At 64.4% G+C, this 24,946-nt stretch carries 18 protein-coding genes; 7 read left to right on the forward strand and 11 right to left on the reverse strand.

Features of this window, described 5'->3' with window-relative positions; translation table 11 throughout:
- Window positions 1–10 precede the first annotated feature (10 nt).
- From HT051_RS09500 to hspQ, 3 genes are all read left to right on the forward strand, one after another.
- Window positions 11–1,267, forward strand: coding sequence for an FAD-dependent monooxygenase (locus tag HT051_RS09500; protein WP_174541807.1), 1,257 nt, complete (start codon window positions 11–13; stop codon window positions 1,265–1,267).
- Between the two features lie 136 nt (window positions 1,268–1,403).
- Window positions 1,404–2,321 carry a lysophospholipid acyltransferase family protein gene (locus HT051_RS09505; RefSeq protein ID WP_174541808.1) on the forward strand — a complete coding sequence of 306 codons (918 nt, stop codon included), beginning with the start codon at window positions 1,404–1,406 and terminating at the stop codon, window positions 2,319–2,321.
- Window positions 2,322–2,408: 87 nt separating this feature from the next.
- Window positions 2,409–2,741, forward strand: a complete 333-nt coding sequence (gene hspQ, locus HT051_RS09510; protein ID WP_174541809.1) for a heat shock protein HspQ — start codon at window positions 2,409–2,411, stop codon at window positions 2,739–2,741.
- Window positions 2,742–2,908: 167 nt separating this feature from the next.
- Here hspQ and HT051_RS09515 read toward each other — a convergent pair whose 3' ends face one another.
- Entirely contained in the window at window positions 2,909–3,547 is a 639-nt protein-coding gene (locus tag HT051_RS09515; protein WP_174541810.1) for an invasion associated locus B family protein, read from the reverse strand.
- A gap of 492 nt (window positions 3,548–4,039) precedes the next feature.
- On the opposite strand from HT051_RS09515, the gene HT051_RS09520 reads away from it, so the two are divergent.
- Together HT051_RS09520 and HT051_RS09525 are read left to right on the forward strand one after the other, a co-directional pair.
- Complete coding sequence (locus HT051_RS09520) at window positions 4,040–5,773, forward strand: extracellular solute-binding protein (RefSeq protein WP_371740609.1); 1,734 nt, start codon at window positions 4,040–4,042, stop codon at window positions 5,771–5,773.
- Window positions 5,770–7,434: a class I adenylate-forming enzyme family protein gene (locus tag HT051_RS09525; RefSeq protein ID WP_174541812.1), complete on the forward strand. Its 1,665-nt coding sequence runs from the start codon at window positions 5,770–5,772 to the stop codon at window positions 7,432–7,434. The genes HT051_RS09520 and HT051_RS09525 overlap by 4 nt, the downstream gene beginning before the upstream one ends.
- On the opposite strand, the gene mfd is transcribed toward HT051_RS09525, so the two are convergent.
- Entirely contained in the window at window positions 7,431–10,856 is a 3,426-nt protein-coding gene (gene mfd, locus HT051_RS09530; RefSeq protein WP_174542953.1) for a transcription-repair coupling factor, read from the reverse strand. The two genes, HT051_RS09525 and mfd, sit on opposite strands and share 4 nt — an antisense overlap.
- 151 nt (window positions 10,857–11,007) lie before the next feature.
- Window positions 11,008–11,301 (reverse strand): succinate dehydrogenase assembly factor 2, encoded by a 294-nt coding sequence (locus tag HT051_RS09535; RefSeq protein ID WP_174541813.1) that lies wholly within the window; start codon window positions 11,299–11,301, stop codon window positions 11,008–11,010.
- A 221-nt stretch (window positions 11,302–11,522) separates the two neighbouring features.
- On the opposite strand from HT051_RS09535, the gene recG reads away from it, so the two are divergent.
- Window positions 11,523–13,634: an ATP-dependent DNA helicase RecG gene (gene recG, locus HT051_RS09540; RefSeq protein WP_174541814.1), complete on the forward strand. Its 2,112-nt coding sequence runs from the start codon at window positions 11,523–11,525 to the stop codon at window positions 13,632–13,634.
- A gap of 6 nt (window positions 13,635–13,640) precedes the next feature.
- On the opposite strand, the gene HT051_RS09545 is transcribed toward recG, so the two are convergent.
- The 4 genes from HT051_RS09545 to glmU form a co-directional block, all read right to left on the reverse strand.
- Window positions 13,641–14,459 (reverse strand): DUF502 domain-containing protein, encoded by an 819-nt coding sequence (locus tag HT051_RS09545; protein WP_174541815.1) that lies wholly within the window; start codon window positions 14,457–14,459, stop codon window positions 13,641–13,643.
- Between the two features lie 170 nt (window positions 14,460–14,629).
- A complete protein-coding gene (locus tag HT051_RS09550) occupies window positions 14,630–15,655 on the reverse strand; it encodes an SPOR domain-containing protein (RefSeq protein ID WP_174541816.1) in 1,026 nt (341 codons plus the stop codon).
- Between the two features lie 47 nt (window positions 15,656–15,702).
- Window positions 15,703–17,523: a glutamine--fructose-6-phosphate transaminase (isomerizing) gene (glmS, locus tag HT051_RS09555; protein ID WP_174541817.1), complete on the reverse strand. Its 1,821-nt coding sequence runs from the start codon at window positions 17,521–17,523 to the stop codon at window positions 15,703–15,705.
- A 70-nt stretch (window positions 17,524–17,593) separates the two neighbouring features.
- Window positions 17,594–18,979, reverse strand: coding sequence for a bifunctional UDP-N-acetylglucosamine diphosphorylase/glucosamine-1-phosphate N-acetyltransferase GlmU (glmU, locus tag HT051_RS09560; RefSeq protein WP_174541818.1), 1,386 nt, complete (start codon window positions 18,977–18,979; stop codon window positions 17,594–17,596).
- Window positions 18,980–19,379: 400 nt separating this feature from the next.
- On the opposite strand from glmU, the gene HT051_RS09565 reads away from it, so the two are divergent.
- Window positions 19,380–20,294, forward strand: a complete 915-nt coding sequence (locus HT051_RS09565; RefSeq protein ID WP_174541819.1) for an SPOR domain-containing protein — start codon at window positions 19,380–19,382, stop codon at window positions 20,292–20,294.
- Between the two features lie 57 nt (window positions 20,295–20,351).
- Here the strand turns inward: HT051_RS09565 and HT051_RS09570 are convergent, their stop codons facing one another.
- From HT051_RS09570 to mctP, 4 genes are all read right to left on the reverse strand, one after another.
- Entirely contained in the window at window positions 20,352–21,386 is a 1,035-nt protein-coding gene (locus HT051_RS09570; protein ID WP_246810045.1) for an amino acid ABC transporter substrate-binding protein, read from the reverse strand.
- Between the two features lie 296 nt (window positions 21,387–21,682).
- Window positions 21,683–22,582, reverse strand: a complete 900-nt coding sequence (locus tag HT051_RS09575) for a neutral zinc metallopeptidase (RefSeq protein WP_174541821.1) — start codon at window positions 22,580–22,582, stop codon at window positions 21,683–21,685.
- Window positions 22,583–22,944: 362 nt separating this feature from the next.
- Window positions 22,945–23,319 carry a hypothetical protein gene (locus HT051_RS09580; protein ID WP_174541822.1) on the reverse strand — a complete coding sequence of 125 codons (375 nt, stop codon included), beginning with the start codon at window positions 23,317–23,319 and terminating at the stop codon, window positions 22,945–22,947.
- A gap of 100 nt (window positions 23,320–23,419) precedes the next feature.
- Window positions 23,420–24,928: a monocarboxylate uptake permease MctP gene (mctP, locus tag HT051_RS09585; protein ID WP_174541823.1), complete on the reverse strand. Its 1,509-nt coding sequence runs from the start codon at window positions 24,926–24,928 to the stop codon at window positions 23,420–23,422.
- Window positions 24,929–24,946: the final 18 nt, after the last annotated feature.

Genomic DNA, 24,946 nt, shown 5'->3' on the forward strand with positions numbered 1-24,946 from the left:
ACTCAGCCCCATGACCAACTTCGGAAATAGCAATGCCATGGGCTACGATGCGGCGATTATCGGGGCCGGACCTTCGGGGCTCGCGGCGGCCTTGGCCCTGGCGCATATCGCGGAGGGTACGGGACGCCGGTTTTGCCTGATCGGGCCGCCGCCGCTTCCCGGCAGCGCGCAGGCCCGCGATACGCGGACGGCGGCGCTGATGGACAGCTCTATCGCCCTGCTGCGCCAGCTCGGGGTCTGGGAGATGCTGGCCGCCCATGCTGCGCCGCTAAAGGCGATCCGTATCGTCGACGGAGCGACGGCCGAGGGGCATACGCCGGAGATCCTGTTCAAGGCGAGCGAGATCGGGCTTGGCGCCTTCGGCTACAACATTCCCAACGCCATCTTGGTGCAGGCGCTCTATGAGCGGCTGCAGGGGCGCATGCAAGGCCGTATGGAAGTAATCCCGGTTCCGGCCGAGGCGGTGCGCCTGAGCGAGAGCGAGGCGGAGATCCGCCTCAATGACGGCCGCACGCTGCGCGCTCAGCTCGTCGTCGGCGCCGACGGGCGGCGTTCGGTCAGCCGGTCAGCCGCCGGAATCCCGGTGCAGGAATGGCGCTATCCGCAAGCGGCGATCGCGGCGAGCTTCGCCCATGAACGGCCGCATGAGAATGTCTCGACCGAATTCCACCGCCGCCAGGGCCCGCTCACCACGGTGCCCCTGCCCGATCAGCAGCGCTCCAGCCTGGTCTGGGTGACGGACGAGGCGGAGACGGAAGAGCTGATGGGGCTGGACGATGTGGGGTTTGCCGCCCGGCTGCAGTCGCATCTTTCCAATATCACCGGTGCCATTGGCGCGATCGGCGCCCGGGCGAGCTTTCCCGTCGCCGGTCTCACCGCCAAGGAATTGATCGGCGAGCGTACGGCGCTTGTCGGCGAGGCGGCGCATATTCTTCCCCCGATCGGGGCGCAGGGGCTCAATCTCGGCTTCCGCGATGCCGCCTGGCTCGCCGAGCAGCTGAAATCCGCCGTGGCGGAGGGCAGCGATCTTGGCGCGCGCGGGCCGCTCTTACGCTACGCCGACAGCCGCAAGATCGACGTAATGACCCGGACTGCCGGGGTCGATCTGCTCAACCGCTCGCTGCTGACCGAATTCCCGCCGGCGCAACTGGCGCGCGGGGCGGTTCTGCTTGGGCTCAAGGCCTTTCCGGCACTGCGGCGCCTCGCCATGCGGGCGGGGATTTCCCCGCCGCCGCCCTTGCCCCCTTTGATGCGGCAGGCCAGTTGAGACCGGGAGCGCGGCAGGACAAGTTGTCCGGCGGATCGCCGCAACCAGGGCTTCCAGGCTTGACGATCGCCGCGGCACCTGCCACGAGAGCGCGCCAGAGCGCAGTTTATCTCCCACATTCGAAACCTTGAGTTCCGTGGCCACTCCTCCTCGTATCCCGTTCTTCCGCGACCTGAAATACCGGCTGGAATATGTCGTGCTGCGGCTGTTGATCGGCTTCGTGCGGCTGTTTCCGATCGATCTCGCCGGCACGATTTCGGGCAAAACCTGGCGGCTGATCGCGCCGTATAACCGGCGACACAAGCGGGCGCTGAAGAATCTGGAGATCGCCTTCCCGGAGAAGACGCCGGAGGAGCGCGAGAAGATCGCGCTGGCGATGTGGGAAAATCTCGGCCGGGTGATGGCCGAGACCATGAATATCGACCGCATCCTGAAAGAGCCGGAGCGGCTGCACGTGACCAACGGGCACGTGATCAAGCGCTACAAGGACAAGATGGGGCCGGTGCTGATCGTCACCATGCATATGGGCAATTGGGAGCTCGGCATGTGGCCGGTGACGCTTGCGGGCGTGCGTCCGGCCGGCGTCTACCGCCTGGTGAAGAACCCCTATGTGGACCGCTATTTGCGGGCGCAGCGCAAGGCGCTCTATCCGGGCGGGCTGTTCGGGCGCGGCCGCGCCGACGGCACCCAGGAGGGCCAGAAGACCGCGCGCCTGATCATGGATTATGTGCGCCAGGGCGGCCGGCTGGGCTTCATCTCCGACCTTTACGATGCCCAAGGCATCGAGGTGCCGTTCTTCGGCTATCCGGCCAAGAGCATGCCGATCACCGCGATGATCGCCCGCCGCGTGGGCGCGCGGATCTGGATCGGACGCTGCATCCGAATCGGCAACCGGGCCTGTTTCGACGTCAATGTGAACGAGCTGCGGGTGCCGCGGACGCAAAACCAGGCCGAGGATATCCGCGAGATCACGGCCGCGATTCAGCGCTGTTTCGAGGGCTGGATTCGCGAAAATCCCGAACAATTCATGTGGTCGAACCGGCGCTGGTTCTGACCCGGCCCTGCGCCAGATGACGCCGTTGACAGCTCGGAACAGATGCGCTCATCATTTGGCTAAAAGCGAAATAAAGGGGACTGCGCCATGGCGATGGTGAGCAATGCGAAGTTCCAGATCGGCCAGGTGGTTCGCCATCGGGTCTATTCCTTCCGAGGCGTGATCTTCGACGTCGATCCCTCATTCAGCAATACGGAAGAATGGTACCAGTCGATCCCGGAGGATGTCCGGCCGTCGAAGGACCAGCCTTTCTACCACCTGCTGGCGGAGAATTCCGAGACCGAGTACATCGCTTATGTCTCGGAGCAGAATCTCATTGCCGACGGCTCCGACGAGCCGTTGCGCCATTCGCAGGTGCCGGAGCTGTTCGAGGATCTGCAGGACGGCGTGTTCCGCTTCCGCTTCGTGCAAGAACATTAGATCGGCATTAGATCGGCAATAGATCTCGGTGCTGCCGTAAGGGGCTTAAGAGCCCGCCTGCCCTGCCCCGCAGACAACCGCATCCAGATACGAAAAAGGCCGCGCGCCCTTCCGGGTCACGCGGCCTTTGAATTTTTGCGGCGCCTTCTTGCTGCGCGCTGGAGGTCCTACTGGACCGGAACGGCGGTCTTCGGTGCCACGGAGCTTCCGCCGCCGCCTTGCGATTCCTTCTGCTGCTCGGCCTCGGCTGCCTTATTGGCCAGCTCCATCTGCCGCTTGCGGATCATCTCCATCAGCTTGCGGCGGGCTTCCTGGTATTTGGCGGTATCCACCGGCGGGCCGTCATAGGCCTTGGTGAAGCCCTCCAGCGGAACCGGGAAACCGATCGCCTTGCCTTGCAGATTGACCGCCGCGACGACGATCTGCTTGCCCTTGCGGAAGCTGTCGAGCAGCTCCGGGGTCAGCTCGGTCTCGGCCTGGCAGCTGGTGGCGTAGCACAGGGTATATTGCAGACGGATCGGCTCCTGCTCGTCCACCTTGATCTGCACGCCGGCGGGAATCGCCAGGGCGATCGCGGTGGGCAGACGGACCAGAAGCGTCTCCTTGTCCTCGCCTTCCACCTTGCGGATCGCGGCGGCGACCAGCACCATGCCGGAATTGCCATCGAGTCGCTCATGGTGGGTGAGGCAGATTTCCTTGTCGTTGGTCTTGGCGGTCTTCTCGCAAAGCTTAACCCAGGCTGCCTGCGGCTGGACGGCTTCGCCGTTGGCGGCACCTTGCTGAGCAGGTTGTGCTTGCTGGGCCATTGCGGGAGCCGCGGCCAGAACAACCAGTCCGGCCAATGCACCCAGCGCCAGCGACCGCAGCGCGTTCCCCCGGGGCTTGTTCCATTGATCGTTCGACCCAAGCATAGTGAAACCCTTCCTTCATTTCGCATGTTGCAGCGATTGCGGCGAGATCGCCGTGACGCTGCCATGTTCGCGCGCCGGTCTTTGGCTACCGGTCAATACCCGAATTGAGGCGTAGACGTGACTAGAGGCATTATTCAAGAGGCTTGGCGGCGTCTGGAGCTGCATGCTGTGTTTTTTTCGCCACAGATGACCAAATGGACACAGCTTTGTGCTTCGAAAAGAGCAGCAAGCCTGAAGGCCCTTGACCGTTGCAGCATCTATAGCCAGAGGCCTTGCCGGTTGAAAGTCCTAATTGCATCCCGTGCCGCGCTTCTCGCTACAGGGCTGTTCGTCGTGATCGGCGCCGCCTCCGGTGCCGGCGCAGCCGAGCCGCAGACGGGCATCGCCATGCACGGCCAGCCGCTGCGCCAGGGCGACTTCACGGCGTTCCCTTACGTCAATCCGGATGCGCCGAAAGGCGGGCGGCTGGTGCTTGCCGAGCAAGGCTCGTTCGACAGTCTCAACCCGTTGATCGTGAAGGGACAATATGTCGAGGGCATCCGCGACTACGTCTACGAATCGCTGATGGCCCGGGCCTATGACGAGCCCTTCACCCTCTATGGGCTGATCGCCAAGACGGTCGAGACGCCGGAGGATCGGAGCTATGTGGAGTTCCAGCTCGATCCGCGCGCCAAATTCTCCGACGGCGAGCCGATCACGCCGGAGGACGTGCTGTTCAGCTTTGCGTTGTTGCGCGACCACGGTCGGCCGAACCACCGGAGCTATTACAAGAAGGTCGAAAGGGCCGAGAAAGCCGGGCCGAACGGCGTGCGCTTCACCTTCGATAGCAGCGGCGACCGGGAGATGCCGCTGATCATGGGGCTGATGCCGGTACTGCCGAAGCACGCCATCGATCCGGACCGTTTCGAGCAGACCACGTTCAAGCCGCTGATCGGCAGCGGTCCCTATACGGTGGACAAGGTGGAGCCGGGCAAGAGCATCACTTACGTCCGCGATCCCGATTATTGGGGCGCCGATCTTGCGGTCAATCGCGGCCGCTTCAATTTCGATAAGATCCGCATCGATTATTACCGCGACACCGGCGCCATGTTCGAGGCGTTCAAGTCGGGGCTGGTGCAGTTCCGTTACGAGGAAGACCCGACCCGCTGGACCGAGAGCTACGATTTTCCGGCGGTGCATGACGGCGAGGTGGTGAAGGACGCCCTGCCCCTCGGCGTGCCGGCGGGCATGTCGGCATTGGTGTTCAACACCCGCCGCCCGGTCTTCCAGGACGTGCGGGTGCGGCAGGCTTTGATCGCGCTGTTCGATTTCGACTGGATCAACCGCACGCTCTATCACGGCCAATACGAGCGCACACAAAGCTACTTCTCCCGTTCGGCGCTGAGTTCTCATGGCAAGCCCGCCGACGCCCGCGAGCGGGAGCTGCTGGCGCCCTACCCCGATGCGGTGAGCCCGGAGATCATGGATGGGAGCTTCAGCTTCCCGGAAGGCTCTCAGAGGGGGCAGAACCGCCAAAGCCGTCTGGCGGCCCTGAAGCTTCTGCAACAGGCCGGCTATACGCTGAAAGGCGGGCGGCTGGTCGATGCGAAGACCGGCACGCCCTTCACTATTGAGATCTTGGCGGCGACGCGGACCCAGGAGCGTTTGCTGCTGACTTATGCCAGAGCCTTGAAACAGCTAGGCATTCAGGTGCGAATCCGGCAAGTTGACTCGGCGCAATATCAACGGCGGAAGCAGACTTTCGACTTCGATATGATCCAGTATTACTGGCCGGTCTCTCTTTCACCCGGGAATGAGCAATCGTTCCGCTGGGGCAGCGATGCGGCCGTGACGGATGGATCTTTCAACTATCCCGGGGTGACATCGCAAGCCGTCGACGCAATGATCGCCGCACTGCTTGAGGCCAAGGACGAAAAATCCTTCGTCTCCTCGGTCCGCGCATTGGACCGTGTGCTGCTCTCCGGCGCCTATGTGGTGCCGCTGTTCCATCTTCCAAAACAATGGGTTGCCTATTGGCGCCCGCTGCAACGACCAAAACAGACCTCGCTGTTCGGCTATCTACTGGATAGCTGGTGGATCGCGCCGGAGGGAGAGGCATCGCCAGAGCCTTCCGCGCCATGAGCCCGCTTCCCGCCGAGGAACTGCAACGACCGGGGGCCGGGCCGAGCGAGTCCGTTGCCGTCGGCGGCCCGGCGCTGTTCCGCCAGCGGGCCGAACGCCGGCCTGATGCGCTGGCGCTTGCCGATACCGGCGACCGGGCGAGCTTCGGCTTTCATCCGGGCCGGAGCTACACTTACGCGCAAGGCGAGCGGGTGATCGACCGGCTGTGCGGGTTCTTTACCGATCACGGGCTGGCGCCCGGCGATATCGTGGCGATCCAAATGCCCAATGTCGCCGAGACGGTGCTGACCTATCTGGCCGCCTCGCGGGCCGGGCTCACCATCGCCGCGCTGCCCTATCTTTGGGGCGCCTTGGAGGTCTCGGAGGCCTGCGTGGCGCTGGAGCCGGCGGCGCTGATCGGCGGCGGCAAGGTTACCGACAAGACGATCCCCGAAACCCATCGCGACGTGGCGGCGTTGCATATGTGCGTGCGGCTGGTGGCGGGGCTCGGGCCCGACCTTCCCGACGGCATTGCCGGGCTCGACGCTCTGTTCGACGACGAGGCGGCGAATACAGCGGAGCCGTTCCAGCCGCAAAGCTCCCATGCGCCGGTGATGTACACCTTCACGGCGCGCCCCGATCATCCGCTGCTGCCGGTGCCGCATCGCTGCGACGAGCTGCTGGCGCTGGGCGCCATGGCAGTTCTTGCGCTTGGGCTGACCGCCGAAGACAGGCTGCTGAACGCTTTTCCCCTGACCGGGCCTGCCGGGCTCGCTCTTGGAGTGATGCCGTGGCTGGTTTCCGGCGGCGCCTTGATCCAGCATCAGCCTTTCGATCTTGAGCGCTTCAAGCATCAAGCCTTGCGCGATAAGGCGACCGTCACGGCCTTGCCGCCGGCCTATTTGGCGGCTTTCGCCGAGGACGAGGCGCTGCTCGCCGATCCCGATCTGTCGCTGCGCTGGCTGGGCCGTGTGGTGTTCGCCTGCGGTCAGGTGCTCGAGGCGCCGGATCTGTCGCGCTCGCGCATCTCGCTATTCGACGCCCATCCGCTGGGCGATCTCACCTGCGTGCTGCTGCGCTATGCCAAGGGGGCCGATCCGGCCTTGCTGCCGCGGGGCAAGCTCGCCCTCGGGCCGAAGCAGGACGACAGCATGGTTTTCGTGGAGACGGCGCTCAGCAAGAGCACCGATGCGGAGGGCGCCGAGCTTCTGTTGCGCGGGCCTGCCGTGCCGAAGGCGCAAGGGCCGGGTCTGCTCAGCGCCGATGCGCGCGGGTTCGTCGGCTCGGGGCTTCCCTGCCTTCCGGAAGAGGCCTCCGAGCCGCTGCTGCGTCTGAAATGCGATAACGAGCTAATCCAGCTCGGCGGGTTCTCGATTGCCGCCAGCGAGCTGGATACGCTCTATACCGCCTATCCCGCCTGCGAGGACGCCGCCGTCTTCACCCTGCCCGATCCGCTGCTTGGCAACCGGCTTTGCGCGGCGCTGGTGCCGAAGCCGGGTCAGGAGTCAAATTTGGTCTCGCTCAACTGGTATCTGGCCAAGCGCCAGGCGGCGGTATTCAAGCAGCCGGACCGGGTGATCACGGTGGATCGGATTCCGCGCGACCGCGAAGGCCGCGTCCTGCGCCACGAGCTGGCGGAGATGGCGGAGGCTAAAACGACCGAGACCGAGACCGCCTCTTAAGCGGCCTCTTTCACCTCGCCGGCGATTCTGGCGAGCTGCTTCAGCACCTCGCGTGCGCCGTTCAGCCGGTCTTCCGGCGTCGGCCAGTCTTCGTAATAGACCAGCTTGTGATCAGGCTGCAGCTTCACGCCAGCGCCTTCCTTGGCGATGAAGGCGATCAGCCCTTCCGGATTGGCGAAGCTCTTATTGCGGAAGGCCAGCACCGCGCCCTTGGGCCCGGCATCGATCTGCTCCACGCCAGCCTGGCGGCAGAGGCGCTTGATCTCCACCACGTCGAGAAGATGGCGCACTTCCAGCGGCAGCGGGCCGAAGCGGTCGATCATCTCGGCGGCAAAGGCCTCGATGCTGGCGGAATCTTCGGCGGAAGAGAGCCGGCGATAGAGACCGAGGCGAAGCTGGAGATCGGGCACGTAATCTTCCGGGATCAGCACCGCGGTGCCGAGATTGATGCGCGGCGACCATTGATCCTCGACCTCGCCCTCGTCGCCGCCCTTCATGGCCTGGATCGCCTCTTCCAGCATCGACTGGTAGAGCTCGTAGCCGACCTCGCGGATATGGCCGGACTGTTCCTCGCCGAGGAGGTTGCCGGCGCCGCGCAGATCCAGATCGTGGCTGGCCAGCATGAAGCCAGCGCCGAGGCTATCCAGCGATTGCAGCACCTTGAGCCGCTTCTCGGCGGCCGGCGTTAGCCGCCGGTCGGACGGTACGGTGAAATAGGCATAGGCGCGGATCTTGGAGCGGCCGACGCGGCCGCGCAGCTGATACAGCGCCGCCAGGCCGAACATATCGGCGCGATGCACGATCATGGTGTTGGCCGAGGGAATATCGAGGCCGGACTCCACGATGGAGGTGGAGAGCAGCACGTCGTATTGCCGGTCGTAGAAGGCGTTCATCACCTGGTCGAGCTCCTTGGAGCCCATCTGGCCATGGGCCTTGCCGACTTTCAGCTCCGGCACATGCTCGGCCAGGAATTCGCCGGCCTCCTCCAGATAGGAGATACGCGGCACGACATAGAAGGTCTGGCCGCCGCGATAGCGCTCGCGCAGCAGCGCCTCGCGCAGGATCACCGGATCGAACGGCGTCACATAGGTGCGCACCGCCAGGCGGTCGACGGGCGGGGTGGCGATGATCGACATCTCGCGCACGCCGGACAGCGCCAGCTGCAAGGTGCGCGGGATCGGCGTCGCGGTCAGCGTCAGCACGTGCACATCCTCGCGCAGCTGCTTCAGCCGCTCCTTATGGCCGACGCCGAAATGCTGCTCCTCGTCGATGATCAAGAGGCCGAGATCGCCGAACTCTATGCTCTTGCCCAGCAGCGCGTGGGTGCCGACGACGATATCGATATCGCCGGAAGCGATCTGCTTCTTGGTCTCGTTCAGCTCCTTGGTGGAGACCAGGCGCGAGGCTTGGGCGATCTTCACCGGCAGGCCGCGGAAGCGCTCCACGAAGGTAGCGTAATGCTGGCGGGCCAGAAGCGTGGTCGGGACAACGACCGCCACCTGCTTGCCGGCGAGCACGGCGATCAACGCGGCGCGGAGCGCCACCTCGGTCTTGCCGAAGCCGACATCGCCGCAGATCAGCCGGTCCATGGGCTTGCCCGAGCCGAGATCCTCCACCACCGCCTCAATGGCATTGGCCTGATCGCCAGTCTCCTCATAGGGAAAGCGCGCGGAGAACTCCTGATAGACGCCCTCGGGCGGATAAAGCGGCGTGGCGGAGCGGAGCTCGCGCAAAGCCGCCACCTTGATCAGCTTCTCGGCGATATCGCGGATGCGCTTCTTGAGCTTGGCCTTGCGGCTCTGCCAGCCGACGCCGCCGAGCTTATCGAGCTGCACGCCCTGCTCTTCGGAGCCGAAGCGGCTCAGAAGATCGATATTCTCCACCGGCAGATAGAGCTTGTCGCCGCCGGAATAGGTCAGCTCCAGGCAGTCATGCGGCTGGCCAACCGCCTCGATGGTGTTGAGCCCGGCGAAGCGGCCGATGCCGTGATCGGCATGGACGACGAGATCGCCGACGGTGAGGCTGGAAGCCTCAGTGAGAACGTCGCTGCCCTTCTTGGGGCGGCTACGGCGGACCAGGCGGTCGCCCAGGATGTCCTGCTCGCCGATAACGGCGAGGCCCGGCGCCTCGAAGCCGGTCTCAAGCGGCAGCACGCCGAAGGCGGCGATGTCGCGCGGAATGGCAGCGATCTCGGCAAAGCTATCGATGCTGCGGGTCTCGCTGAGCCCGTGCTCTTGCAACAGTGTCGACAGGCGCTCGCGGGCCCCCGGCGTCCAGCAGGCGATCAGCGCCCGTTTCTTGCCCTGGCGCAGCAATTTGATATGGCTGACCACGGCATCGAAGACGTTGCCGCCTTCGGCCTTTCGCTCGGCGGCGAAGGAGCGGCCATGGCGGCCGCCGAAGGAGATCACCTCGGCGCCCTCCGCGCCGTCGGGCTGCTCGAAGGGCGAGATGCGCACCACGCTGCGGTCCGACAGTGCCGCATCCCAATCGGCGCCGGTCAAATAGAGGCTCTCCGGCGGCACCGGATTATAGGGCGCCGCGCCGAAAGCCTTGCGCTCCAGCGCCTGCTCGCGGGCCTCGTAATGGTCCTGGATCTGCTCCAGACGCTTCTCCTTGGCGTCCTCGTCCAGCGGATCGAGGCTCACCGCGGCGTCGGGCAGATAGTCGAACAGCGTCTCCAGACGGTCGTGGAACAGCGGTAGCCAATGTTCCATGCCCTGGTGCTGATGCCCGGCAGAGATCGCCTCATAGAGCGGGTCCTCGCTGGTGACGGGACCGAACAGCTCGATATAGCGCTGGCGGAAGGCACGCCGCGTCTCCGGGGTGAGCGCCAGCTCGCTCATGGGCCGGAGCGTCAGCTCCTCCAGCGTGGCAGTGGAGCGCTGGGTCTCCGGATCGAAGCATTTGACGGTCTCGAGCTGATCGCCGAAGAAATCCAGCCGCGCGGTCTGGCCGCCCGGCGGAAACAGATCGACGATGCCGCCACGCACCGCATATTGGCCCGGATCGGTGACGGTGCTGGCCCGGGCATAGCCGGACATCTCCAGCCCCTCGACCAGCTCGGCCATCTTCACCACCTGGCCGGGCTTCAAATGCTGCACCGAGGCGGAGACGAAATCCTTCGGCGGCACGCGCTGCATGGCGGCGTTCACCGTGGTGAGCACGATCAGCGGCTTATTGCCGGCCTCGCGCTTGGCCAGAGCGCTCAAGCTGGAAATGCGCTCGGCGACGAAGGCGCCGTTGGGTGCCACGCGGTCATAGGGCACGCAATCCCAGGCGGGAAAGACCAGCTGCTCCACATCGGGGGCGAAGAACGAGATCGCCGCCTGCAGGCCGGCCAGGCGCTGCCCGTCGCGCGCGATATGCAGAAGCGGCTTGCCAGCGGTGCCCGCAGCGGCGGCCAGCGCGCCAAGCAGCATGGCGTCGAAGCCTTCCGGCACGCCGCCGGCGATCACCGGCTTGTTCTTCAGAAGCTCCGTCACCGGCGCGGAGAGATAGGGCGATTTTGCAGTCACGATACGAAACTCGGGCGGTTCAATCAGTCTTGTGGCGACCCTTTACGGGGTCTCTTCAGTTTTTGGTCAGCTCTTGCGGCGGCTCCGCCGGGAAGCCATGGAAACGGCGGATCTCGCCCAGCAAGCTGTCGAGCTCGGCGTCTCCGAGGCGCGTTCCCTCATAGATGCATTCGGCGAGCAGCGGGTCCGGCGCGTCGATCAGCCGTTCCAGCACGGTCAGATCGCCGTCGTCCATGGCGCCAATCGCCTCGCCGGCATAACGCCCGAGCAGAAAATCCATCTCCTTGCTGCCGCGATGGGTCGCCCGGTAGAGGGCACGGCGGCGGCGAAGCTCAAGGGTCTCGGACATGATCGGCTAGAAATCGCTTTCCTGGCGGCCCGGCGCTGCTCAAATTGGGCGTTGTCCCGGCAAATGCCAAGGGCTGATGCACCGAAGCGCGTCTCGGCTTGCCGCGGCAAGGGGCCGATGGTTAGTGCCGAGACGGCCTTCATCTGTCAAGCCAAGCGGCGCTACCCTGCGAACCGACGCAGCGATTCTCGCCATTTGCGAGGTCTTATCTTCGAAAGCTCATGCGCCCCTACGAACTCGCCCCTCTGTTTGCTCCGGTGGAAACGCTGAAAGGCGTCGGTCCGCGGGTTGCCAAGCTCCTGAAGACGCTTCTGAAGCCAAGGCGGCAGCCGGAGAGCGTGATCGTGCTGGATCTGCTGCTGCATCTGCCGGCGGGGCTGATCGACAGGGGCGAGATCGTTCCGATCTCTGAGGGGCGTATCGGCGAGGTCGCGACCTTGAAGATCCGCGTTGCCGAGCACCGGCCCGGTGGCGGCAGACGCTATGGGCGGGCGCCCTATCGCATTCTGGCGGAGGACGAGACCGGGGCACTGGAGCTGGTCTATTTCAATGCCGACAAGCGCTATCTGGATCGCATGCTGCCGGTCGGCGCGGAACGGCTCGTCTCGGGCAAGCTGGAAGCCTATGACGGGCTGTTGCAGATGCCGCATCCCGACTATATCGCCACGCCCGAGGACGGGCTTCCGGCGCTGGAGCCGGTCTATCCGCTGACGGCGGGGCTGGGCAACGCTTACGTGCGCAAGCTGATGGCCGAGGCGCTGCCGCGGGTGCCGCAGCTGCCCGAGTGGATCGATGCGGCCTGGAAGGAAAGACAGGCCTGGCCGAGCTTCCCCGAGGCGATCCGGATCGCGCATGCCCCGGAAGCGGAGAGCGATCTTCTTCCCACGGCCAAGCCGCGCGAGCGCCTGGCCTATGACGAGCTGTTGGCCAATCAGCTTGCTCTGGCGGCGATCCGCAGCCGGATGCGGCGCGCCAAGGGGCGCTGCATCAAGGGCGACGGGGCGCTGCGCGACAAGATCCTCGCCGCCCTACCCTTCGAGCTCACCAAGTCGCAGCGTTTCGCTCTGGCGGAAATCGACGGCGACATGGCGGCGGAGACCCGCATGCTGCGGCTGCTGCAAGGCGATGTCGGCAGCGGCAAGACGGTGGTGGCGCTGCTTGCCATGGCGACGGCGATCGAGGCCGGCGGCCAGGCGGCGCTGATGGCCCCGACGGAGATTCTGGCGCGGCAGCATGCCAAGACTATCGGCGATCTGGCCGAGACGGTCGGGCTCAAGCTTGCGATCCTCACCGGACGGGAGCGTGGCGCGGCGCGGCAGGCGGTTCTCGATGCCCTTGCCGCGGGCGAGATCGATATCCTGGTCGGCACCCATGCGCTGTTTCAAGAAGGCGTCGAGTTCAAGGATCTGGCCTTGGCCGTGATCGATGAGCAGCACCGCTTCGGGGTGCATCAGCGCCTTTCCTTACAGGGCAAGGGCAATGCCGCCGGGGCGGAGCTTCTGGTGATGACGGCAACGCCGATCCCCCGCACGCTGCTCCTCACCACCTTCGGCGATATGGACGTCTCGCGGCTGACCGAAAAGCCGCCGGGACGGCGCCCGATCGCCACCCGCATCGTTCCCGACGAACGGCTGGAAGAGGTGATCGCCGCGGTCTCCAGGGCGCTTTCCGACGGGGCGCAGATTTATTGGGTCTGCCCGCTGGTCGCTGAGTCCGAAACCCTTGACCTTGCCGCCGCCGAAGACCGCTATGCCGATCTGAAGGACCGGTTCGGCGACAAGGTCGGGCTGATCCACGGCAAGCTGAAAGCGGCGGAGAAGGATGCGGTGATGGCCGCTTTCGCCGGCGGCGAACTCTCCATCCTGGTCTCCACTACGGTGATCGAGGTGGGGGTGGACGTGCCCAACGCCTCGATCATGATCATCGAGCATGCCGAGCGCTTCGGCCTATCGCAGCTGCATCAGCTGCGCGGCCGGGTCGGCCGCGGCGCCAAAGAGTCCGCCTGCATCCTGCTCTACCGGGCGCCGCTCACCGAAACGGCGCGGCAGCGTTTGGCGGTGATGCGGGACACCGAAGACGGGTTCGTGATCGCGGAAGAAGATCTGCGCCTGCGCGGCGGCGGTGAGGTGCTGGGCACGCGGCAAAGCGGCCTGCCCGCCTTCCGGGTGGCGCGTCTGCCGGAACATCAGGAGCTGCTGGCGGCGGCCAGCGACGAGGCCCGCCTGGCCCTGACGCGCGATCCGACCCTGAAGGAGCCGCGCTCGGCGCCCTTGCGCACCCTGCTCTATCTGTTCGAGCGGGACGATGCGATCCGCTTGCTGCGGGCCGGATAAACGTCCTTAGGAGGCAGTCTCGTCCTCCGGAGCCGTGGCATCCTTGGTCGCGGTATCCTTGGCGGCTTCGGCCTCGAGGGCCTTCTGCTTGCGGCGCCGGCGCCCGCGGGTCTGTTCGACCAGCGACTCGATGGTGTGTTCCTTATCGGGCGAGACCAGTCCGGCCGAGATCACCAGCTTGACGCCGTCCTCGATCGGCATGTCGAGAACGGTCACGTCCTTCTCCGGCATGAACATGACAAAGCCGGTGGTCGGGTTCGGCGCATTGGGCATGAAGACGGTGATCAGCCGGTCGCCATTTCCCGCCTTCTGCTTGATCTCGTTGGGGGTCTCACCGGAGATGAAGACCACGGCGAAGACACCTTTGCGCGGAAACTCGATCAGCCCGACCTTCTTGAAGGACTGGTCGGTATCGGCGAACACCGATTGGAAGATCTGCTTCAGCAGGCGATAGACGCCGCGGACCACGGGCATACGGTCCAGCATCATCTCGCCATAGCTGAACAGCGTGCGGCCGAAGAGATTGGCGGTGAGCGCACCGATCAGCATCAGCGCCACGATGCCGACGATCAGGCCGACGCCCGGCACGTTGATCGGCAGATAGGTCTCCGGCAGATAGGCCTTTGGGATCAGTGGCTTGACCCAGGTGTCCACCAGATTGACGAAGGACCACACCACGTAAATGGTGATGGCCACAGGGCCGACGATGATCAGTCCGGTGAGGAAATAGCCGCGCAGCCGGGCGCCGAAATGCGAGGAATGACGCTCACCCGCAAGACGCAGGCGTTCCAGGCGGCTCACGTCGTCTTCGTCTTGTTCTTCCATTTGCGCTTTCTGTGTTGGCGGGCGCCCGCTGGATGCGAAACGATCTTAGGCTTGCCGCTCCTGTCGAAGCCGCGCGCCCATGCACGTCAGGGTATCTAGTCTGTGCAGCAGCCGCGCGACAATAGGCTGACGCGAATCAATTTGCACGGCTTGTGGGGCGGCGGCGGGCGCTATTCCGAGGACACCAGGAAGCAGTCGATGCCGGAGCGCTTCAGGCTGTTGCAGGCGGCGTCACTCTCCGCCTTGCTGGCAAACGGGCCGACCTGCAGCCGGTAGAAGGTGCCAAGATTGCCGAGATCGGCTTTTTTGACGCTTGGCGTCTTGCCGGCAAGGTTCGGATTGGACTGAACCTGACGCCACAACGCCATCGCCTCGCTATTCGATTTTCTCGGCGCGAGCTGGATATTGTAGGTGCCGCCCGTGGAAGCCACCTCATCCTGCTCCGGCGGCTCCGCCGAGGTGCCGCCCCAAGAGCCGAACCAGCGCGTGAAACGATTGCCCTTGGGCTCCGGCTCCGTTGCTGGCGGCGGCGCCTCCTGGGTCAGGACGGCGCGGGTTTCCGCGCTCATGCCGCTGGTGGCTGCCGGCTTAGGCGGCGACGGTCCGGCCGGCTTGCCGGGGATCAGCTCCGGGGTGGCGCTGCCGCCGCCGACGCCGAAACGGTTGAGCCAGCTGCCACTCGCCGCTGTCGGGGCCTGAGCGGTCAGTTGGCCGATCGTGCCGCCGTCCTTGATCAGGCGGCTGGCCTGGCTGGGGGCGGCTTTCTTGGCATAGCCGAACTCGATATCGGCCTCTTTCTGCAGGCCGAGCGCCTGATAGGCAAAGCCGCGATAGACTTGCGCCTCGACCCGCTGGCTCGACGGAAGGCCGAGCCAGATGGCGGCGCCGAGATCGGAGATGGCTTGCGCGGCCCGTCCCATCTTGCGGTAGGCAATGCCGCGGTAGAACAGGATCTCGGCGGCATCGCGCGAGGAAATCTCGTTCTTGTTCAGGGCGGAGCTGAGCCGCTGGGTGGCGCCGGAATAATTGCCCTGATTGATATCGACGACCGCGCCGCTCACCGCCGGATCGGTGGCGAAAGCCGGAGCTGCGGCAAGCACGGCGAAGACCGCAGCCAATACCGGCGCCAGAAAAAGGCGTTTCAGCCCTTGGCGGCGGGGTGTGCTTTGCAAGGTCTTCATCGGAGCGTCGTTCATCACCGTGCTCAAACAGTAAAAATCGGGCGAATCCGAGGCTTCGCAGCCTATTCCACGGTGACCGATTTTGCCAGATTCCGGGGCTGGTCGACATCGGTCCCCATCACCACCGCGGTGTGATAGGCGATAAGCTGCACCGGAACGGCATAAACAAGCGGTGCCACAAAGGGATGCACCGCCGGCACCGGAAGCAGGGCTTCGATTTCGCAGCCTGCCTCAGAGGCGTCGGCATCGCTCATCAGCACGATCTGACCGCCGCGGGCGGCGATTTCCTGCATATTCGATACGGTCTTTTCGAACAGATCGTCCTTCGGTGCAATCACGATGACCGGCATATTCTCGTCGATCAGCGCGATCGGCCCATGCTTCAGCTCACCCGCGGCATAGCCTTCGGCATGGATATAGGAGATTTCCTTCAGCTTCAGCGCGCCTTCCAGGGCCAGCGGGTAATTCATGCCGCGGCCGAGATAGAGCACGTCATGGGCCTTGGAGAGGTTATGGGCCAACTCCTCGTAAGCGCGTTCGTCGCGGAGCAGCGTCACCATATGGCGCGGCACCTCGCTTAAGGCGCCTACCAGCTCGCGCTCCTGGATCTCGTCCAGATGCCCCCTCGCCTTTGCCGCCGCAATGGCGAGACAGGCCAGCGCCATAAGCTGGCAGGTGAAGGCCTTGGTGGAGGCGACTCCGATCTCCGGCCCTGCCAGCGTCGGCAGCACCACCTCCGAATCCCGCGCGATGGAGGATTCCACCACATTGACGATGGAGACGATGTGCTGGCCATGCTCGGCGCAGTGGCGCAAGGTGGCCAGCGTGTCGGCGGTCTCGCCGCTTTGCGAGATGAACAGCGAAACGCCGCCCGGCTGCAGCACCGGATCGCGGTAGCGGAACTCCGAGGCGATATCCACCTCGACCGGGAGACGTGCGATCTTCTCGAACCAATATTTGGCGACCAGCCCGGCATAATAGGCGGTACCGCAGGCGGAGATATTGAGCCGGTCGATCTTGGCGAAGTCGAAGGGAAGATCGGGGATCTCCACCTGCTCGGTCTCGAAGCGGACGAAATTCGCCAAGGTATGGCCGACGACTTCTGGCTGCTCGTGGATCTCCTTGGCCATGAAATGCCGGTACTTGCCCTTGTCGACAAGCAGGGTGCGGGCCTGGGAGCGGGAAACCGGCCGCTCCACGGGGCGGCCTTTGCGGTCGCGGATGGCGAGGCCCTTGCGGGTCAGCACCGCCCAGTCGCCATCTTCCAGATAGACGATCTCGTCGGTGAACGGGGCGAGCGCGATGGCGTCGGAGCCGACATACATCTCGCCCTTGCCGAGGCCGACGGCGAGCGGGCTGCCCTGGCGGGCGACGATCATTAGATCCTCGAAGCCGGCGAAGATGATGGCCAGGGCGAAAGCGCCTTCCAGCTTCTGCAAGGTATGGAAGACGGCGCGCACCGGATCGTTGCCGGCGGCGAGCTCGCGGGAAATCAGATGGGCGATGACCTCGGTATCGGTGTCGCTGGAGAAACGGACTCCACCGGCCTCCAGCTCGGTCTTCAGCTCGCGGAAATTCTCGATGATGCCGTTATGCACCACCGCCACATCCTCGGTCATATGCGGATGGGCATTGGGCACGGTCGGGCGGCCATGGGTGGCCCAGCGGGTGTGGCCGATGCCGGTCTTGCCGGAGAGCGGCTCGGCGGCCAGCAGCGCCTCGAGATTGCGCAGCTTGCCTTGAGCGCGCCTGCGATCCAGCTTGCCGTCCTCGACAGTCGCGACGCCAGCCGAGTCATAGCCCCGGTATTCGAGGCGCTTCAATGCATCGATAAGCTGGTCTGCGACCGGCTCCTTGCCCAGAATGCCGACGATACCGCACATATTTTCTTCAAACCTTTTGGAGTTTCGCCACGATAGCTAGCCCGCGAGGGTAGCCGTCGCAATTCAAACGCTATTTCCCATTGTTTCCGTCTTTTTTGGCGCGGGCGCGGCGGGCGCGGAAACGGGTGGCCCAATCGGCGCGCTCCTCTTGCGGGGCGCGGGTGAGCGCCAGAGCGCCCGGCGCAACATCGCTGGTGATCACGCTACCCGAACCGACATAGGCGCCATCGCCGATCTTCACCGGCGCGACCAGCGCACTATTAGAGCCGACGAACGCCTCCTCGCCGATCTCGGTCAGATATTTGTCGAAACCGTCGTAATTGCAGGTGATGGTGCCGGCCCCGATATTGGCGCCCTGCCCGATCACCGCATCGCCGATATAGGTCAGGTGGTTGACCTTGGCGCCGGTTCCGACGCGCGCCTTTTTGATCTCCACGAAATTGCCGACATGGGCGCTCGCGGCGAGCTCCGCACCGGGCCGCAGCCTGGCGAACGGACCGATGGTGGCGCTCTCACCGATGGTTGCCCCTTCGATGCGGCAAAAGGCGCGGATCACCACGCCATCGCCGACGCTGACGCCGGGGCCGAACACCACATTGGGCTCGATCACCACGTCGCGGCCAATCTCGGTGTCATAGCTGAAAAATACCGTCTCCGGCGCAATCAGCGTGGCGCCCTCGGCCATGACGCGGGTGCGAATGCGCTCTTGCAGCACCGTCTCGGCGATGGCGAGCTCGGCACGGGAATTCACCCCGAGCACCGTGTCGGGATCGGCGGTGACGATACGGGCCGTCAGCCCCGCTTCGGCGGCAAGCCCGACGGCGTCGGTGAGGTAATATTCGCCCTTGGCGTTGTCGTTACCGATCTTGGAGAGCAGCTCCAGCAGCGTCTTGCCGGAGCAAAATCCCATGATGCCGGAATTGCACAGGCGGATCTTGCGCTCTTCCTCGCTGGCATCCTTGTCCTCGCGAATGCCGATCAGCGCCCCGCTGGGCTCCAGCATCAGCCGGCCATAGCCGGCCGGATCGTCGGGCTCGAACCCCACCACGACGATATCGGCGCCGTCTTTCAGCGTCTTGCCGACCTCGGACAGGGTGGCGCTGTGCAGCAGCGGGGTGTCGCCATAGAGCACCAGCACCGGCCCTGCGGCCTGCGCGATCGCGTCCTTGGCCGCGGAAACCGCATCCGCCGTGCCCTGCTGATCGGCCTGGATAAAGCTCGCGATGCCCGGCGCCAACGCTTCCGCCGCCTCAGTCACATCCTCCATACCGGGACCGACGACCAGCGCCTGCTTGCCGATTCCGGCCTGTTTCACCGCCGCCATGACATGGGCGAGCATCGGCGCGCCGGCCAGAGCGTGCAGCACCTTCGGCAGGGCCGATTTCATGCGCGTGCCCTTGCCGGCGGCGAGGATCACGGCGGTCAGATCGCTTTCAGGCGTGGCGGAGTCGGTCATGGCTTGATCTTGCATGGCTTGATCTTGGCTCGATCTTGGTCGCTTGATTTTGGCAGCTTCGATATGGGCAAACCCGGTTCCGGCCGGCCCAGTTGTGACGTATTCTTGCGCTAAATACGGTTGTAAATGCTGCGCTGCTTAACGAGTGGCGCGCCTGTCTTCCTAATGCAAACCGGTTTGAAGAGCCATAACAGGAAGATTTCTTTTGCAGCGCGGTGTGAACAGCCGCTTGGCGTTAATTGACGTTAACCGTGAAGCAGATAATCTCCCGCTTTCAGCGGCGGCATAGCGTCCGGATCGCGAGGCTGCGGCCCATTCGCCGGATCCGGATCTTAGGGCGGCAATTAGGAGGCTTACGAGTTCGATGTTTGTGAAGGATCGCGGCAGCGGTGCCCGGGGGATGGCCTCGAGCGTATTCGCAATATTCTGGGTTGTGCTTGCGGGGTTTGCCGGCGCCTATCTGTTCAGCGTGATGACCGAGCTGCCGAAAGCGGCCGCGACCGCGCCGGTGATCCAGCGCGTCACCGTCCCCGACAAGAAGGAAACCGCCGAGCTCAAGGAAGCCCTGAAAGCCCGCGAAGCCGAGGTGGCGGAGCTGAAAGCCCAGCTCGCCACAGTCACCGAACAGCTCGGCAATGTGGATCGCCGCCTGGCACCGATCGAAAAACTACTCGGGCCGGTTGCCGCTATGCCGGAGCACGACTCCGCGGTGACCACCGCGCCGCCGACGCCGGACCCGGCACCGATAGAGACGCCCGCTTCGCCGCCGCCGCCCGCACCCAAGCCGGATGCGCCCGATCGCAGCGAGGCGGAGACGCCTGCCCCGGCCCCGCAGGCCGAAGCCGAGGTGGAGCCGGAACCGGCGCCGGCGCCGAAGCCCAAACCGGAGCCGAAAGAGACCGCAGTGCCGTCGGGCAACGTTCCAGAGCCCGCTTCCGAGCCGGTGGAAGAAGCCGAAGCGCCGGCAGTTGCACCTCCGCCTCCCCCGCCGCCTGGCGGCGAGCTGACCGAGGAGCCGACCCGGACCGCGGCGCTTAACGTCACCGATCTGCCGCCCGGCACCAATCGCTTCGGCATCGAGCTCGGTGCGGTGGACTCGGCCTCCGGTCTGCAGCCCATGTGGCGCAATCTTCTGACCAAGCATGCCGCTCTGGTCGCCGGGCTGGAGGCACGGCGCGTCAAGGCGCCGGACAATCAGTGGCGTCTGGTGGCCGGACCGTTCTCCAGCGCCACGGAAGCCTCGCGCGCCTGCGCGCTGTTCAAAAAGGCCGAGCTTCCCTGCGAGCCGACCGTGTTCGCGGGCGACGCTCTGTAAGCGCCGAGGCGCGCATCCCAAAAATTCGGGCGGTTGGCACCGCAGGTATTCGCCTTGCTAAGGCTGAATGACCACGTGCCGGCCGCCTACCACTCTGGTGACGACCATCTCTTTGGCGATATTCTCGCCGCTCGGGCCGAAGGCCACGGGGCCGTAGAACGTATCGAGCTTGGTGTCGCCGACCTTATCCAGCACCTCTTCGGTCTCGATACTTTCGGCGCGCTCCAAGGCATCGGCATAGACCACCACCGCTGCGGCGCTTTGCGCGGCATGGTAGGGCGGTTCATACCCGTATTTCTGCTCAAAATGCCTGGCGAAATTCGCCGCCGAACCGAACCACTTGCCGCGGTAAGCGGCGCTCTTGATCCATTGCATCGGGCAATAAATGCCTTCGGCGGCCTTGCCGGTCTGCTCGATAATCTTCGATGAATCGCAATGGCTGACGGCGAGGATCGGCACATCGATATCGGCGGCGTCGAACTGATTGACCGCCTCGATCGCACCCCGCTCTCGGCCGGAGACCACCATGATGTCGGGCTTCAGCACACGGACCCTGGCCAAGGTCGAGCTGAGATCAGTCGGCGGGTCGGGAAGCCGGTCGTCGAGGACCAGCCGCATCCCGTTTTTCTCCGCATCGGCGAGCACGCTCGCGCGCACATCCTGGCTGAACCTGTCGCCCCGGGTGGCAATGGCCAAAGTGATCGGCCCGCTATGGGACCGTTTTTCCGTCTTGAGGATACGTTTTGCCGAGGCGAAGAGCGCGGTGAAATACCGGTCGGTGCTGGAGAGCACCGCGAAGAAGCAGCAATAATGCTTGTCGTAGAGGCTGCGTCCGGCGGCGTTTCCGGAAATCAGCGGCACGCGGTACCTTTCGGCGACCGGTGCGACGGCTTCTGTCAGATCGGTCGAATACGGGCCGAGCAGAAACCTCACCCTGTCTTGTTCGATCAGCTTCTCTGCGATTGCGGCGCTGAGATCGGGGCGCGAGCGGTCGTCGTAGAATTTCAGCTCGAGCTTATAGGGCTTGCCGCGGACGACCACGCCGCCGGCGCGATTGATGCTCTGCACGGCGAACTTGTAACCGTCGCGCATAAAAGCACCATTCTTCGCATAGCTGCCGGACAGGGAAATTGGCGCGCCTAAGACAATCACTTCCGCCTTGGCCGCATTGCCGCTCAGTGCCGCCGCGCTCAAAAACGCAGAGGCAATAGCAACAAGGACCACGGCCCAAGAAAGGCACCGCCGCATCGCTACCCCAACCTTTTCGGGAGCCTACAAAGCACTCCCGCCCTCAGCACCCGGAGCATACAAGCTGGGGGCTTTGCCGTCCATTGACGCCCAGTTGTGGTACGGGTGCGGCTCGAGCCAATACGGAAACGGCCGAAACCCTAGAGCTGCTTGGCCTGGAAAGTATCGCAGTCGGAAAACCGGCCGCTCTCGTAGCCGCGCTTGAACCAGCGCACACGCATCGCCGAGGAGCCATGGGTAAACGAATCGGGCACCACATATCCCTGGCTTTGACGCTGGAGTCGGTCGTCGCCGATGGCACTGGCCGCCTGCAACGCCTCATCGATATCGCCCGGCTGCAGGATATCGGACATCCGGTCGGCCCTATTGGCCCAAATACCGGCAAAGCAATCCGCCTGCAGCTCCATGCGCACTTGGAGCGCATTGGACTGGCTCTTGCTCGCCCCGCGCTGGGCCGCGGCCACCTGATCGGCGATGCCGAGCTGCTTCTGCACGTGATGGCCGACCTCATGGGCGACGACATAGGCTTGTGCGAAATCGCCCGGCGCGCCGAAGCGCTGCTTTAGCTCGCGGAAGAAGGACAGGTCGAGATAGACCTTCTGGTCGCCCGGACAATAGAAGGGCCCCATGGCCGCCATGCCGAGACCGCAGGCCGAACTCACCCGGCCGGAATAGAGCACAAGGGTGGGATCGCGGTAGCTGCGGCCGTTATCGGAAAAGATCTTGTTCCAGACATCCTCGGTATCGGCCAGCACAACAGAGACGAATTGCTTGAGATCGTCGTCCTCGGCAGTTCTCGGCGCCTGAGTCTGCGGTGCGGGCCCCTCGCCGGACCCCTGCAGCAGGACACTGGGATCGATGCCGAGGAACAGCATTAGCCCAAGCAGGATCAAGATGCCGACGATGCCTATTCCGCCGCCGCCGCGTCCGCCACCCATAGGTATGCGCAGCCCGCCGCCGCCGGGAAACCCGGCGCGGAAACCGCCCTGCCCGCGGCGGTCTTCGACATTGCTGCTTTGCCTGCGGCCGCGCCAGCGCATGAGAACTCCTCGGTTGTATCCGGCCCCTTTGACGACCGGAAGCCGTCATTTTGCATGGCGGGCCGCAACGCACAAGCATCCGCGGCGCCGGTCAGAGAAGCTTCAATGGACCGTCAAAATTCTGCAACATGCGCAAGGCATGTTCGCTTTGCCCGCGGCCAAAGAGCCCGGACGTATCTGCGTTCACAGTATAGCGTTGAGCCCTGGCAATCCCCGCGCCGGGGCTCGTTTTTTTTGCATCGGACCGCAGAATTCCCTGCACAAGCGCCCATCCCGGGACTCGAGCCGCCAACGAAAAGGGCGGCCAAGCGCTATGCCGGCCGCCCCGATCTCGTTGATCCGTCTTGAAGCCTCTTGAAACCTTACGGGCTGATCGAATCCGACGGCTCTTCGGAGTCCATCGACGGCGCAGCATTGGGCTCCGGCGCATCGCTTTCCATCGAGGAATCGTCGGGCATCGCGCTATCCTCCTCCGGAGGCGTCGCGTTCGGCTCGGGCTCCGCCGGCGCCATCGTGTCGGACTCCGACGGCATGGTGGATTCTTCTTCCGGCGCCGCCGCGTTCGGCTCAGGCGCGGGCGCAGGTGCGGATTCTTCCACCGCGGGCTCTTCGGTCATGGTGCTTTCGCCACCGCCGAAATATCCCATGAAATACGCGGCGATAATCAAGGCCAGGATAATCCCGCCGAGCACTATCGCCAGAAAGGCTTTGCCGCCCCCATCGCGATCACTTGCCATCTATGCCTCCCTAATAGGCTTGGTTCAGTCGCAAAACGAGCCTAGCCATGAATTGAGGCGCGGTCGAGTGACGTTTTTCCGGATTCTTCTTGCGCAAACTTCACGCTGTTTGGGGTTTGGTTTTGAAGAAGGGAAGAAGTTGCAAGAGAGCGACGGCGGCAAAATTGAGCAGAACCGAATAAAGCGCTGCATAAGCCGGTATCTCTAGGCCAAACACCTGCAACGGATAAACCGAAGAGGAAAAGCTTTGCGTTGCAGCCATATAGCTGCCGGTGGCGATACCGACCAGCCAGCCGCCGAAGATCGGCATGGCACGGAAGCTCTTGGTATAGAGCCCGAACAGGATGCCGGGGAGAAGCTGGATGATCCAGATGCCGCCGAGGAGCTGAAGCTGAATGGCGTATTCCTGCGGCAGCAGAAGGATGAACAGAACCGCGCCGACTTTGACCACAAGCGACACGATTTTGGCGACTTGCGCTTCTTCGGCATCGCTGCAATCGGGCCTGAGATAGGCCTTGTGCAGGTTGCGGGTATAGAGATTCGCGCAGGCGATCGACATGATCGCCGCCGGCACCAGCGCGCCGATTGCGATGGCGGCGAAGGCCAGCCCGACGAACCAGGACGAGAAACTGTCCAGGAACAGCGCCGGCACGGCGAAATTCGGCCCGTATTTCTCGAAACCAAAGCTATAGGCCGGGTTGTCGCCGACGCCTGCGGCAATGGCCATGTAGCCAAGCAGCGCGATCAGCCCCAGCACGAAGGAATAGGCCGAGAGCAGCCCGGCATTGCGGCGGATCACATTGCCGTTGGACGAGCTCAAAATGCCGGTCATGCAGTGGGGATAGAGGAACAGCGCCAGAGCCGAGCCGATGGCCAGGGTGACATAGACAGAGTAGCGGCCAAGGCTGTCTCCGTCCGGGACCGGCAAGGTCAGCTTGTCGGCCGGCACGGCGTCGAAGATCGCGCCATAGCCGCCGAGCTTGGCCGGGATAACGATAATCGCGGCGAACACGGTGATGAAGATCAGGAGATCCTTGACGATGGCAATCAGCGCCGGGGCCCGAAGCCCGCTGGTGTAGGTGAAGGCGGCGAGAATGACGAAGGCGATGATCAGCGGCATATGCCCCATCAGCCCATCGGCATGAAAGCCTAGCGCGCCGATCACCACCTCCATGCCGACGAGCTGCAGCGCGATATAGGGCATGGTGGCGAACAGGCCGGTGAGCGCCACGGCCAGCGCCAGCAAGCGGCTGCCGAAACGGTCGCCGATATAATCCGCTGCCGTGACATGGCCCTTCTCATGGGCGATGCGCCAGAGCCTGGGGAACACCAGATAGAGCACCGGATAGATCAGGATGGTGTACGGCACGGCGAAGAAGCCGAGAGCGCCGACGCCATAGACCAGGGCCGGAACGGCGATGAAGGTGTAGGCGGTATAGAGATCGCCGCCGAGCAGGAACCAGGTCACGACGGTGCCGAAGCGGCGGCCGCCGAGCCCCCATTCATGCAGCGCGTTGAGATCGGCCTTGCGCCAGCGGGCAGCGACAAATCCGACCCAGGTGACGAACAGAAATAGGCCGATGAAGACGGCGGTGGCGGTGATATCCACGATGCGGCGCTCCCCCTA

The organism is Methyloligella sp. GL2 (assembly GCF_013341275.1).
In the GTDB taxonomy this organism is placed as follows: domain Bacteria; phylum Pseudomonadota; class Alphaproteobacteria; order Rhizobiales; family Methyloligellaceae; genus Methyloligella.